Here is a 12,796-nt window from a genome sequence, read left to right as displayed (position 1 = left end):
TAAGCAAGTCCAGGCAGAGCGCTCTTCGTGGCCATCAAGGCCATTCAACATGGCCTGATCGCGTCTTCTCCTGCCCCAACCGAAGGGCAGAACATGAAGAAGGAACTGACCGAGAAGCTTGTCGCCGGCACCACCAGCAAGGGGCCGCGCCTCATGATCCGCGACACGAAGGTGACGGACTTCGCGGTCCGCATCGGAAAGCGGACCAAGACATTCGTCGTCGCCTGTCGCGACCGCGAAGGAAAGATGCGGACGGTCGCCATCGGGCTCTATCCGGAGATTTCGGTCAAGGAAGCGCGCGACGCTGCCGCCCGGATAAGGTCCGAGCTCAGAGGGGGCGGCAAGATCCCTGCATCCGTCACGGTCGAAGAAGCACGAAAGATCGACCCCACCACGCTGCAGGAACTCCTGATCGAAGCCGAGGCCAAATTCAGCCGCACCCTGAAATCTTGGCGATTGATGAGCGAGACGAACCGGAGATCTTCAGCACGGCGTTCCATCGATTCCGTCTTCAAACCCCTTCTCGACAAACCTGTCGAAAGCCTGACCGCCCACGACCTTGCCGAAGTCGTGGCATGCTACCGCCCCCAAGGACGCCAGACTGGGCAGACGGGGTCGGGCCATGTGTCCGGCACGATGTCCTACCTTGCCACCGTCCTGAACTGGGCGGCCCACCGCAAACGGTTCCGCCCCATCGGCGCTGGTCGCCAGCCGAAACTCAACGCGCCAGACATCCGCGAGGTCTTCGACCCGAAGCTGGATGATCCGACCATCACCGGCCTTCGAACCCGGGTGCTCACGATCCCCGAATTCACCGCGATCTACCCCCTGCTCACCTATCCGCGCCCCGCGTCACTCGAAAGGACACAGGTGCCGCCAGAGGAAGACTACGCCTATGTGGCACTCCGCTTCGTCCTGCTGACAGCGGCACGTCTGTCCGAGGTCACGACGATGAAGTGGGGCGATGTCGACTGGCTCAATGGTGTCTGGATGAAGCCGGACACAAAGGGTTTCGGCACGGCCCCACGGAAGCAGTCGCTACCTCTGTCGGACAAAGCGCTGGACCTTCTCGGAAGCCTCCCGCGCGCAATGAAGGCTTTGCCGTCCGAACTCGTCTTCCCGAACGCAAACGGAGGGCTGCAAATGAACTGGGACCGCGCTGGCAAGGTCATCCAGGCCGCGACCGGAACGTCGGGATGGACGCGCCACGACCTGCGCCGGACCGCAGCGACCGTCATGCTCCAGGCGGGAATTCCGGTGCATATCATCGAGACCATCCTGAACCACGCCTCCCCGATCAAGTCGGCGGGCGGGGGCGGAGCGTCAGAACATTACATGGTCGTGGCGCGGATGTGGACCAACGAAGTGGATCCAGTGAAGGACGCCCTCGACCGGCTCGCCGCGACCTATGACCGTCTCATAGCGATGATGGAGGCGCGGATGAAGGACCGGTCCCGCCATCAGTGACGCCAATCTGCCCCGGTTCAGACCGTATCGTGATCAAACGGATCGGACCCGAAGGGCCTCGTCAGGACCCCGAGGATCTCTCGCGACTGGAAAACGCGGTTTCGCGACTGCGCTTTCCGTAAGGTCAGAACCCCCGCCTTCTCCAGTTGACCGATCCCGTCGTTAGCGCTCTTGAAGCTGACATCCAGAAGCTGTGCCAGCCTTTTCGCCGTGATCACCGGATAGGCCGGGAGCAAACGGAGTGTCCGATCAGCCGCAGAGTTGCGCCTCAGAGGAATCCTTTTACGCCAGCCCGCCTCAATCGTGGCGATCGCCTTCATCGTTACCTTGAACTCCGCTTCGATCCCCAGAATTGCCTCCGAGATCAGTCGCACCAGCGGTCCGTGGTCGAGCCGCTGCTGCGCTGCCTTGAGGGCGGCAAAATAGGCCTGCTTGTGGTCCGCTGCCTCGATCCACGGGGAGATATAGACGGGCGCATGACCCTCTGCCGCGAACATCAGCGGGATCAGGATGCGCCCGATCCGGCCATTGCCGTCAGAGAATGGGTGGACCGCCTCGAAATGCGCATGTGCAACTGCCGCGCGGACGATCGGGGAAACCTGCGAAGGGTCCTCCACATCCGCGCGCATGTAGGCGAGCGTATCCTCAAGACAGGCAGCGACGCGATCAGGCGGCGGCGGGTTCCAGCTGGAGTTGTCGGGGGTCGGGCCGATTGGTCCGATCCAGACGACCCTGTTCCGCAGCACGCCCGGCGTGTCGCGGTATCGCTCCATGTTCGAGGCGAGGATGCGATGCAGATCGCAGACAAGATCCAGCGTGAAGCCGTCGCGCCCCATTTTCGATATCACGTCGAGACCTTGGGATATGGCCCGCGTTACTCCACCAATCTCGCGGATGTTCCCCTCGGCCTCCCCATCCGCCTCTCCGGCCAAAAGCGCGTCGAGCGTTCCGTGGGTGCCTTCAATCGACGAACTGGTCAGCGCCTCCTGCCGCTCGAGTATCCGCGTGAGGGCGAAAGCGGAAAGGCCGGGCCGGACATGTTCGGTCATTCGGACAAGGGCGGAATTCGCGGAGTGAAGAAGCGCGCCCACCTCGGCTCCGCCGATCGGGATCGATCCCCGCGAGGGGGCCAGCGGCACCACGCCCCGGTGATTGGAATGGGGTGCAGGATAGGGCACGAGCGTGGAGCGGACGACAGCAGACAGATCGCTGTAGCGCATGGAAAACCTTCAATAAGGCCGAGAACTCCGGATGTATATTATAGCTTATTGCAAAAAGGTGAATAAAGAATCCGTGCGAGAGGCCTTGTTGTAGGTTCCTCTGTATCAGCGACTACTTCCCGACGACGTCACAGAAGCCGACAGGGCGGCCGCTTTTGCAGGCACGCGCCACGCATCAAACCCGCCTCTCACATTTTTTCGACGGACTCATGTCCCCGCCGCATCAACGACGGCGGCGAACATGTCCACGCATATCTTCAGTGAATCGCAGACGGTCCGACTGACCAAGGCTATTGCTGACAAGGCAACGACCGATGCCACGAAACGTATCGAACTGCGCGACAGTGTGGTATCGGGCCTCGTCCTGCGCGTCTCGCCGACAGGACTGCGCCGGTATGTCTGCAAGATCAGCGTGGGCGGCAAGACGCCGACCATCGCCCTCGGCTCGCCCGACAAGGTCGACCTCGAAAAGGTCCGGATTCAAGCACGCGAGAAGATCCTGTCGGTCAAACGGCATACCCTCAAATACGGCCCCCGTTCCGCATGCCGCGTGACCCTGCGCCAACTGATCCTCGAGGCCACCCCCATTCTCGCCAAGCGCAGGATCGGAGGGAAGATCTGGTCGCTGCGGGAGCACCGCAAGACCCCCGACGCAGTCGGAACGCTCGAAAACGTCTTCCATACTGTTTTGGACGAGCCGGTGCGCGAGCTTGACCTCGAAACGATCAATGACGTCGTGACCGGAGGGCACAACGTCACGGCCCCCGGTTCGGCATCTCGCGGCCTTTCCTACCTGCGCACCCTGTTCGACTGGGCGGCGAACCGAGGGAAATTCGCAAAGATGGGAAGCGGTCGGAAAGTGCCCATCGAACTCCCCGAAGTGCAGAACATCCACAAACCCGGTGAACCTCGCCGCCGCGAGCGCACATTGAACACCAAGGAAGCCGGATTGGTCTGGCGGGAAGTGACCAAGCCTGATGCAGGGATCGGGCATTCTATTCACCGGTTCATCATGTGCACTGCCTCCCGGCGTGGGCCCGTCGCCACGATCCGTTGTGGTGATATCAACCCTATCGACGGAACCTGGACCTTCGTCGCGAAGGGAGGCGCAACCAAGACCATCGGCTTGTCTCCGTCGATCATCGCCTGGGTGACCTCTCTGCCAAGCTACGACCGGAACAAGCTGGGCGCATATCTCTTCCCGAACAGCGAGGGCGGGCCGTTCTGCGACTGGGATGCCGCAACGAAAGCGATCCAGGAGGCAACCGGCACTATGAACTGGACGCGCCACGACCTGCGCCGGACCGCAGCCTCTGCTCTCGAAAGCTACGTCGACGATGACTTCCCGCATCACGAACTGCTCTCCCATGCCAATCCGGGCGATGGGCACCTGAAAGCCAAAGCCGTGGTCGACCGCCTGATGACCAAGCCGCATCAGAGCGGGATCGGCCTGACCTATCGGCCCGAGACGGATCCCGGAATCGAAAAGAGCATGCGCAAGCGGACGCGCGCAGCGACGGCGCGGTTGGAGCGGTACTATGAGGAATGTGCGATGATGGTTGAATAACTGTCGGGGCCAGAAGTCGTGGCTTGCTCTACCGGTCCGATGCTTCCTGCTTCCACGAATACCAGACCGTGGGACGCATCTCGTCCTCACTCAGAAAGGTTCGCACAGAGAATAGAGGAACTCCGGCAGCATCTTTGCAGACCAATCCCCAATCTTCGTCCAGGGCAGCCTGGTCCACGCCGCCTGCCCAGACTCCATTCGCGGCTGCTGGAATGAAATGATCGCCACTCTCGGTGAAATCCCTGCCCTGCGCTAAGCCCCGCAGGACACGCATGCCTTCCTGATCGGCAACTGGCAAAAGCGGGCGGTCCAGCGCAATCGCGCTACGCTCCACCAACCTTTCGAGAGCATGCAGGCAGAAACTGGCCCGAGACACATGATACCCGACACCCGTCCGCAGGCACCGGATCGCAAACCGGGTATAGACGAGCGCCGTTTCGGTGAAGAGGTCCTGCTGATCAATCTGGTTGCGGATCTGGCAGACATTGCGGACGAAGACGACAAGCCCTTCGTCGCCCTTGGCAACTTTCACCACTCCCTTCCGTGAAGCCAGTTGTTGTGCGAGCCGCTGCATGGCCTTCGCATTCGGCCGCATGTTCGTCGAAATGCGGACAAGCGCTGCAACATCTCCTTCGGCCTGCGCCGCATGCGACATTGCCTGACGCGCAAGACCGCGTTTCAGGGCAGTCCGGAGGGAAGCGTTGGTCGCAAAATGGCTGTGCTGGATCTGCATCGAAACTTCCTTTCATCGGCAAATGGAAAAGCTCTCGTCCCAAATCTGACTTTACGTGCTATGGGTGGCAAAACCTGTCACGGGCATTAACCATGTCATTCACCAAAGCCGTTGACCTGCTTCGCCTCGCCGAAATGGCAACGTCGCGCCATTCAGGCGTTGGCCTCGGAGACATCGAAGAGGAATTCGGCGTCGACCGCCGCACCGCGCAGCGCATGACGCGGGTGCTGGAAGAGGTGTTCGACACCTGCACCACGCGCGTCGACGACGAACGCCGCAAATACTGGCGGCTCGACGGCAACGCCGCCCGCCTGATGCTCGCCCAAGGCATCCGCGACAGCGAACTCGCCGCCCTCGAAATCGCCCTTCGCCGCGCCGAAAGGGATGGCGCGACGAACGAGGTGAAAGCCCTGAAATCCCTCCGCGACCGTCTGCTTGCCAGCATGGCCCGCCCCCACGCCCGCCGCGCCGAAAGCGATGCCGAGGCGGTGCTGGAGGCCTATGGCTTCGCCTCGCGCCCCGGGCCGCGGGTGCGGACCGCCACCCTCGTCCTCGAAACGGTGGCCGAGGCGCTGAAGGGGCCGAACCTTCTGACCATCACCTATGCAGGCGGCAGCAAGCCTGACGGGACCGAACGCACCGTCGAACCCTATGGAATGCTCCTTGGCACCCGCCGTTACCTCGTGGCCAAGGTCAGGGGCGGCAACGGGCGCTTGCAGCACTTCCGCCTTGACCGGATCACCGCCGCGCGGCTGGAGGCCGCGTCCTTCAACCGCGATCCCGACTTCAACCTCGAAGCCCACGCCGCCCGCGCCTTCGGCAGCTTCCACGCGGACGAGGAATTCGCCGAGGTGATCTGGCGCTTCGCCCCGAAGGCTGCGGCCGTCGCCCGCGAGTTCATCTTCCACCCGCTGCAAGAGGTGACGGAGGAGCCGGACGGAAGCCTGACCGTCCGCTTCCACGCCTCTGGGCATCTGGAAATGGCCTGGCATCTCTACCTCTGGGGCGACACGGTCGAGGTTCTGGCCCCCGACCGCTTGCGTGCAATGGTTGCAGGCTTCCAGCGCAGGGATTTCCCCGCGCTGCCCTGATCTGTCAGGCACCCCAACGGGCGAAGAGCCCTCGGGACGGAGACTGATCCCAAAGCCGCAGATGCGCCCAATCGGCAACCGGCAGACCCCTGAACGCCTGCTTGACGAAGCGCCGCGCCAGCCGGTCGTCGATCAGATCGGCGATCAAGGCCAGCACCACCGTCGCCGGAGGCAAGCCCGCAACCGCTGCGAAGTGCGCAATCGGATCCGAAGCCGCAATCCTCGAAACCGCATCCTGCTGCGCCTCATCTAGGCTGCTGACATTTCCGGCCAGAAATTCTTCGCACAAGGCATCCCAGCGCAGGCCAGCGAACATCTGGCGAAGATCTTCGGGCGGAATGGTCGGCTTCATGAAGAATGAAACATCTGCTCTGAAGCTGGGCAATGCATCCCGGTCAGTCATGATCCGCATTCTGGAGATCGGAGGCGGTGCAGCAAAGCTGCGCTTCGCAAATGACATGGAGGGCATCGCCGTATCGACAGACTGCGTGACGCCCGCAGCATACCGCGACGCCATCAACGGCACCTTGCGCTGCTGCGCCATGCCTTCGACCACTTCGCCCGCCTCGTCCACCAGAACCAGACTGCTGCGGTGCGTGCAAAGCCCGTGGGCACGCGCAAAATCTTCCGCTGCCTCTGCACCGAGAAGCGGCAAAGTCAAGGCTGCCGCAAAACGTCCCACGGCATCCGCCCTGCGCAACTCCATCGCCTCGGACCATTCCGCCGTGATCTCCACCCCGCCGCGAAGAGCAACGACCCGCTCCGGCGCACCCGCAACGACTTGGCCGTCAGCCGCCTGACCACGCTGCCGCAAGGCCGAAAATGCCAGCGCAAGACTCGCCGCCACATCATCGCCCGGCGCATAGAACAGCTGCCCCCCCGTCATGGCACAGAGCTGCCCGATGTTCGCATCCAGACTGCCCGGACCGACAAGGATCGCCGAAATCCGCGCTTTCGACGCAGCCAGCGCATCCACCGTCGCAGCCCAGGTCTGCCCGTCCGTCAGCACGAGGATATCCTGCGCCCCTTCCCGCACCGCTGCATCCACCGCCCGGTCAAGTTCGGTGCCGCCCGCAGGTTTCCGCAGCTTCGACACCAGCCGTGCCGCCTCCGGTCCAATCGCCGCGCCAAGCTGTCGACAGTCGTCGTCAAACTCCCACAGCGCGATCCGGTCCGACCCGCGCAGCCGCCCCAGCTCCAGCCGCAGCCCGTCGCGGATCGCCTCCCACACCGTCAGCCCGCGCGGCCCTTCGGCCTTCGATCCGGTGGACCCCGAATGATCGACCAGAACCGCCAGATCCAGCGCCCCGGAACCCGCCGCCACCTGCCGCAGATCGACGCGCACCTGCCGCCCGTCCGCCGCCACACCCTGATGCGCCCCGAACCGCCCACCCTGCACCACGATCTCGATCGCGGCATCCAGAGTGATCCGCTGCGAACCAGTGACCAAGCGTCCGCCCAGCAACACCTGACCCGCATCCACCGTCACGGAAAGATCGGCCTCGTGCCGCACATGCGCGCTCGTCGCCAGATCATCGACAGGGGCCAGCGGGGACGCCCCGTACAATTGCCCCACCGTCACCGGTATCCGCAGGAACGGCCCGGATGCGCCCGCGGACAGCGGCACCACCGTCTCGATCTCGACCGTCACTTCCTTGCCCGCGCCCAGATTGCCGACCGACAGCGCATGGACCCCGCGCAGCACTTCCTCGTGCAGCACGGCCAGCTTTCCCTCGTCCAACGCAGCCTCATAGCTGTCCCGCGCCTCTGCCTTGGGCTTGGCTGCGGCAACAAGGACGCGGCCATCCACCACCGCACGCATCCCCGTCACCACGGCATCAAAGCCGACCGGCATGGTCAGGATCGCCTCGATGGGCCGACCTTCCGCATTCACGAACCGCCGCGAGGTGCGCACCGTCGCCAACCCAGCCACGATCCCGACCGCAATATCGGTCGCCACCAGCGGCACGGGCGCGGGCCTGCCACCAGCAAACACCGTCAACCCGTCATGTATCGTTTCCAGCGCATGCCCGAATGCCGTGACACCCATTCCCTATCCCTTTGCAACATAGGCCCGCAGCGCCGCCTCGACCGCGCCCAGAACCGTTTCAATGTCGATCGCCTCCGGGGAAATTCCCGGATCCACCCGCAACTCGACGCCGCCCGCCTGAAGGATCGGCACCGCATCGTCGAAGGCCATCAGGACCTTGATCGAGCCGGGCTTCATCCCCATCCGGTGCAGCGCCAGATACCGCTGACCTTTCAGGACATGCGTCTCGTCATAGCCATCCGCCGCGCGTCCGGTCTTGGCCGCCGGGGGAAGGATCCCCTCGGCAATCAGGAAGCGGATCTGTCGCGCCGGAACGCCAAGACGTTCGGCAAGGTCGTTCAAGGTCATGTCGGGCTCCAACGAGACATAAATTGTGTCGCGTTTAATTCTCTGTCAAGCAGAACGTGACAAAATTTTTGTCTTGATCTCGCAGCCCGTGCAAGTCCTAACTAACCGGGCAGGGCGACAGATTCTGACACGACCCCAGTCTATTCATTAACCAAGGGCAGATTCGCCCCCCGAATCCGTCCGGCGTCACAGTCATTCAGGAGGCGACCTTGCCCCCCTTCCGTTTCATCCACTCTGCCGATCTCCACCTCGGTCGCCGTTTCGGTGGCTATCCCGAAGACCTGCGCGGCCGTCTGGTCGAGGCGCGGCACAACGCGATCAACCACCTGATCACCGCGGCGCAGTTCCACGAGGCCGAGCACATCCTGATCGCAGGCGACCTCTTCGACAGCGAAACCCCGACCGATCCCGTCTGGCGGCAGGCATTGGCCGCGATGGGGGCGAACCCGACCCATCACTGGTGGATCATCCCCGGCAACCACGACAGCCTTGCTGCCGAATCCCTCTGGTCCCGCTTCCGCGAACAGGCCCCCGCCAACGTCCACCTCCTCGACGATGTCGAACCTGTCGAAATCGCACCCAACGTCTTCCTCCTTCCGGCCCCGCTGCCCCGCCGCTATCCGGGCCGCGACCTCACCTCCCATATGCCCGGATGCGAGACGGACCCCCGCGCCTTCCGCATCGGACTGGCCCACGGATCGATCCAGAACTTCTCGGAAGAAGGCGCGCGCGCCGAGGATACCATCCCGCCCGACCGTGCCGCCACCGCACGGCTCGACTACCTCGCCCTTGGTGACTGGCACGGCCATGTCCGCGTCGGCGACCGGACATGGTATCCCGGCACGCCTGAACGCGACGCCTTCACCCATGATGGGCGCGGCACCTGCATCTGCGTCACGCTCACCGCGCCCGACTCCCCGCCTCAGGTCGAAACCTTCCCGACCGGCCGCTTCGCATGGCATGATGAGGTGCTGCCCCTCCTCCCCGGCCAGAACACCGCCGAAGCCCTCGCCGCCCTGTTGCCGCCCGACCGGGCCGAACGCCGCGACCACCTCATGCGCATCCGCGCCACAGGCCGCGCCACGCTGGCCGAACACGCCGCCCTGACCGAGGCCGCAGCCGCCGTCGCGCCGGACTTCGCATGGTTCACCCTCGACACCACCGCCCTCGAAACCGAGGTCGAAGCCACCGACCTCGACCAGATCGACCGCGCAGGTGCCCTGCGTCTTGCCGCCGACCGCTTGAAAGACCGCGCCGACGATGCGGCCCTCGACGGCGAAACACGCCGCACCGCTGCCGCCGCCCTCAACCGTCTGTATGGCTACCTGCGCGAGGATCGGGCATGAAACTCGTCTCCATCGAACTCTCCGACGTCCGCCGCTTCGTCGCCCCTGTCTGCATCGACGGCATCGGGCCCGGCCTGAACGTGCTTTGCGCGCCGAACGAATTCGGCAAATCCACCCTCTTCGACGCGCTGCAAGCCCTGTTCTTCCAACCCCACCGCTCGAAATCCAAGGAAATCAACGCGCTACGTCCGCATGTCGGCGGCTCGCCCTGCGTGACGGTCGAGGTGGAGCTGAGCGATGCCCGCTACACCCTGTCCAAACGCTGGCTCGGCAAGGCCCAAGCCACGGTGCATCGCAACGGCACCCTCATCCATCAGGCCGACGATGCCGAAGCCTTCATCTCGGCCATCGTCCAAGCCGAAGGGGATGGCGGGCCTGCGGGCCTTCTCTGGGTGCGTCAGGGGCTGACACGGCTGGAAGGCGAAGGCGACAGCCCCAAGGAAAGGGACGCCGCCAAAGCCGCCCGCCGCAACCTGATGACCTCTGTCACCGGCGAGGTCGAGGCCCTGACCGGCGGTCGCCGCATGGACAAGGCACTGGCCCGGACCCGCGAGGAACTGGCGAAATATGTCACCCCCAACGGAAAAGCGATCAAGGGTAAGCCTCTCTCCGATGCTGAAGCCTTAGTTAACATGCTGACCGAAGAGAAGGCACGTCTCGAAACCACCGCCCGTCAGCTGACCGCCGCGCTTGCCCGCCGCCGCGAGGTGGTCAAGACACTGACCAGCCTGACCGCACCCGACGAAGTCGAGACGCGCCAGACCCGCCTCGAAGACGCCACTCGCGCCCTTGAAGAGGCCAAACGCCACGCCGACACGCTGGACAACGCGACCGCCGCACTGCGGGCAGCGGAGATGACTCAGGCGACCCTGTCCGAGCGTCTCTCGGCCCTCCACCGCGCCCAATCCGCCTGCGCAAAGGCAAAGGCCGATCTGCAATCCGCCGAAGCCGCAGCCCGCGCAGCCAAGGAAACCAGCGCACAGGCCGAAGCCGCCCTGATCCCCCTCGCCGACGCACTCGCCGCCGCTCGCCACGCGAAAACCACCGCCGACGCCGAACTGGCCGAGGCGAACCGCGCCGTCGCATCCCTTGCCGCCGCCGCCCGCCGCAAGGATCTTGCCGACCGCATCGGAAAAGCCCGCGCCTTGCTGGAAAAGCGCGCGCCGCTGGCATTGGCTGCGACCCGTGGCCCCGACGCCAAAGCGCTGGCCGAGCTGCAAAACCTTTCGCAAGCCGCAGCCCTCGAACGCGCCCTGCGCGACCGCAGTGCGGCCCAGATCACCTTCCACCACACCGGACCCGCCCGCGTCACGACAGGCGACAATCCGGTTCCCGAAACACCCCTCCCGGTGCTGGCCGAGACCCGCTTCGACATGCCTGGCCTCGGCCACTTCACGGTCAAGCCCGCCGCCGGAAACGACAGCGATGATCTCGCCCGCGCCGAGGCCGCGTTCGCCACCTCCCTCTCCCGCCTCGGTCTGCCGGATCTCGCCACCGCGCAATCCGAAGCCACCGCCCGCACCGAGGCGACCTCGGCCCTGCGCGACCTCGACGCGAGCCTCGCCTCCCTCGCTCCGCAGGGCCTGCCCGCGCTAGAGGCCGAATTGTCCGCCCTGCCCGAAGCGGTCACACCCCGCGAAGGCCTGCCGACCGTGGCCGAGGCCCAGACAGCCGCTGACAAGGCTAGTATCGCTCTGCAATCCGCCGAAACGGCACACGAAGCCGCCCGCGCCGAAGCCGAACGCCTCCGCACCGCCGAAGTCCGCGCCAGCGTGCAGGCCACCAGCCTCGCCAACGAACTCGCCCGCGCAGAAGCGGTACTCGTCACCTTCGGCGAAGACGCAGAGGCCACCCTCCTCCCGCAACTGGCCAGCGCCACGACCGCGCTGGAAGAAGCCCGCGCCAAACACGCCGCACTCCTCGCCGCCGCCCCCGACTTGATGGCCGCACAAGCCGCCTTCGACCGCGCAAAGTCGATCGTGGAAAGCGCCCGCAGTGAAACGACGCGGCTGGAACTGGAACGCGCCCAGCTCGACACGGAAATCAAGATCCAGTCCGGCGCAGGCGTCATGGAGGAACTGGCCGACACCACGACCCGCCTTGATGCAGCCACCGAGTCCCTTGCCACCATCAGCTTCGAGGTCGCCGTCCTCAAGGAACTCGCCACTACCCTCGAAGCCGCCCGCAACGAGGCCCGCGACCGCTATTTCGAACCCGTCCTCGCCGAACTGCGGCCACTTCTCCGCATGCTCTGGCCCGATGCCGAACTGCGCTTCGACGGCGAAAGCCTGCTTCCCACCGCCTTGGTCCGCGACGGGCGCGAGGAGCCGCTCTCGATCCTGTCAGGAGGCACGCAGGAACAGATCGCCCTCCTCGTCCGCCTCGCCTTCGCCCGCCTCCTCGCCGCCCGAGGCCACCACGCGCCCATCATCTTCGACGACGCGCTGGTCTATACCGACGACGACCGCATCGAAAAGATGTTCAACGCCCTGCACGCGCAGGCGTCAGGCCAGCAGATCATCGTGCTCAGCTGTCGGCAAAGGGCGTTCCGGGATCTGGGCGGGATGGCATTGACGGTGCGTGGGACATGACGCTGTCGCACAACCCCGACTGCTCTGATTTGGCAAGCTCATGCCGGAGTTAAGCTCTCACGATAGCGTCATTTCGCGTGCCTATCGCGACGCAGGGATCCGATAAGAGACGGTCAGGTGTAGCGACGGCCAAGGCCGCTTCGCAGACATGGTTTCGTCATTTTGGGCGGGAAGCGGACCTTCGTCATGCTCGCGAAGGTCCGCCATCAGGTCAAATCGAAAATGCCTTGCGAAAGGCTTCCAGAGCTTCTTCCTCATCGCCTTTGGCAAAGGCTTCCATACCAACCGGGCCGGTATATCCCATGTTGTTGATTTGCGCTGAGAGCTGACCCGGTTGGGCTGAAGATTTCCATTGAGATTTGACCCATGTGACCCTTCCCCGA

At 64.5% G+C, this 12,796-nt stretch carries 9 protein-coding genes; 5 read left to right on the top strand and 4 right to left on the bottom strand.

The window, feature by feature from the left end; translation table 11 throughout:
• Positions 1-27: 27 nt before the first annotated feature.
• The gene (locus G5V65_RS12810; RefSeq protein WP_165050714.1) at positions 28-1,467 is read left to right on the top strand and encodes a tyrosine-type recombinase/integrase; all 1,440 of its coding nucleotides are present in this window, start codon (positions 28-30) and stop codon (positions 1,465-1,467) included.
• 17 nt (positions 1,468-1,484) lie between these two features.
• Here the strand turns inward: G5V65_RS12810 and G5V65_RS12805 are convergent, their stop codons facing one another.
• Positions 1,485-2,687, bottom strand: coding sequence for a Fic family protein (locus G5V65_RS12805; protein ID WP_165050712.1), 1,203 nt, complete (start codon positions 2,685-2,687; stop codon positions 1,485-1,487).
• 241 nt (positions 2,688-2,928) lie between these two features.
• Between G5V65_RS12805 and G5V65_RS12800 the strand changes: the two genes are divergently transcribed.
• Positions 2,929-4,254, top strand: a complete 1,326-nt coding sequence (locus tag G5V65_RS12800) for an integrase family protein (protein WP_165050711.1) — start codon at positions 2,929-2,931, stop codon at positions 4,252-4,254.
• Between the two features lie 28 nt (positions 4,255-4,282).
• Here the strand turns inward: G5V65_RS12800 and G5V65_RS12795 are convergent, their stop codons facing one another.
• Positions 4,283-4,987, bottom strand: coding sequence for a hypothetical protein (locus G5V65_RS12795; protein WP_165050709.1), 705 nt, complete (start codon positions 4,985-4,987; stop codon positions 4,283-4,285).
• A 92-nt stretch (positions 4,988-5,079) separates the two neighbouring features.
• Between G5V65_RS12795 and G5V65_RS12790 the strand changes: the two genes are divergently transcribed.
• Positions 5,080-6,078, top strand: a complete 999-nt coding sequence (locus tag G5V65_RS12790; protein WP_165050707.1) for a helix-turn-helix transcriptional regulator — start codon at positions 5,080-5,082, stop codon at positions 6,076-6,078.
• Between the two features lie 4 nt (positions 6,079-6,082).
• On the opposite strand, the gene G5V65_RS12785 is transcribed toward G5V65_RS12790, so the two are convergent.
• Positions 6,083-8,128 (bottom strand): VIT domain-containing protein, encoded by a 2,046-nt coding sequence (locus G5V65_RS12785; protein WP_165050705.1) that lies wholly within the window; start codon positions 8,126-8,128, stop codon positions 6,083-6,085.
• 3 nt (positions 8,129-8,131) lie between these two features.
• Positions 8,132-8,476, bottom strand: coding sequence for a MerR family transcriptional regulator (locus tag G5V65_RS12780; RefSeq protein ID WP_165050703.1), 345 nt, complete (start codon positions 8,474-8,476; stop codon positions 8,132-8,134).
• 209 nt (positions 8,477-8,685) lie between these two features.
• Here G5V65_RS12780 and G5V65_RS12775 point away from each other — a divergent pair, with 209 nt between their 5' ends.
• On the top strand, positions 8,686-9,822 hold the full coding sequence (locus tag G5V65_RS12775) for a metallophosphoesterase family protein (RefSeq protein WP_165050701.1): 1,137 nt from the start codon (positions 8,686-8,688) through the stop codon (positions 9,820-9,822).
• Positions 9,819-12,413 carry an AAA family ATPase gene (locus G5V65_RS12770; protein ID WP_165050699.1) on the top strand — a complete coding sequence of 865 codons (2,595 nt, stop codon included), beginning with the start codon at positions 9,819-9,821 and terminating at the stop codon, positions 12,411-12,413. The genes G5V65_RS12775 and G5V65_RS12770 overlap by 4 nt, the downstream gene beginning before the upstream one ends.
• The last annotated feature ends 383 nt before the right edge of the window (positions 12,414-12,796 follow it).

Origin of the sequence: Paragemmobacter kunshanensis (assembly GCF_011059185.1) — a bacterium.
Lineage (GTDB): Bacteria > Pseudomonadota > Alphaproteobacteria > Rhodobacterales > Rhodobacteraceae > Paragemmobacter > Paragemmobacter kunshanensis.
The sequence above is the reverse complement of the archived record's forward strand: the minus strand, read 5'-3'. Positions and strand labels throughout refer to the sequence as shown.

Excerpts from the sequence above, each read along its gene's own strand:
- G5V65_RS12770 (WP_165050699.1), top strand. The coding sequence starts at position 9,819 with ATGAAACTCGTCTCCATCGAACTCTCCGACGTCCGCCGCTTCGTCGCC.
- G5V65_RS12785 (WP_165050705.1), bottom strand. The coding sequence starts at position 8,128 with ATGGGTGTCACGGCATTCGGGCATGCGCTGGAAACGATACATGACGGG.
- G5V65_RS12805 (WP_165050712.1), bottom strand. The coding sequence starts at position 2,687 with ATGCGCTACAGCGATCTGTCTGCTGTCGTCCGCTCCACGCTCGTGCCC.
- G5V65_RS12800 (WP_165050711.1), top strand. The coding sequence starts at position 2,929 with ATGTCCACGCATATCTTCAGTGAATCGCAGACGGTCCGACTGACCAAG.
- G5V65_RS12790 (WP_165050707.1), top strand. The coding sequence starts at position 5,080 with ATGTCATTCACCAAAGCCGTTGACCTGCTTCGCCTCGCCGAAATGGCA.
- G5V65_RS12795 (WP_165050709.1), bottom strand. The coding sequence starts at position 4,987 with ATGCAGATCCAGCACAGCCATTTTGCGACCAACGCTTCCCTCCGGACT.
- G5V65_RS12780 (WP_165050703.1), bottom strand. The coding sequence starts at position 8,476 with ATGACCTTGAACGACCTTGCCGAACGTCTTGGCGTTCCGGCGCGACAG.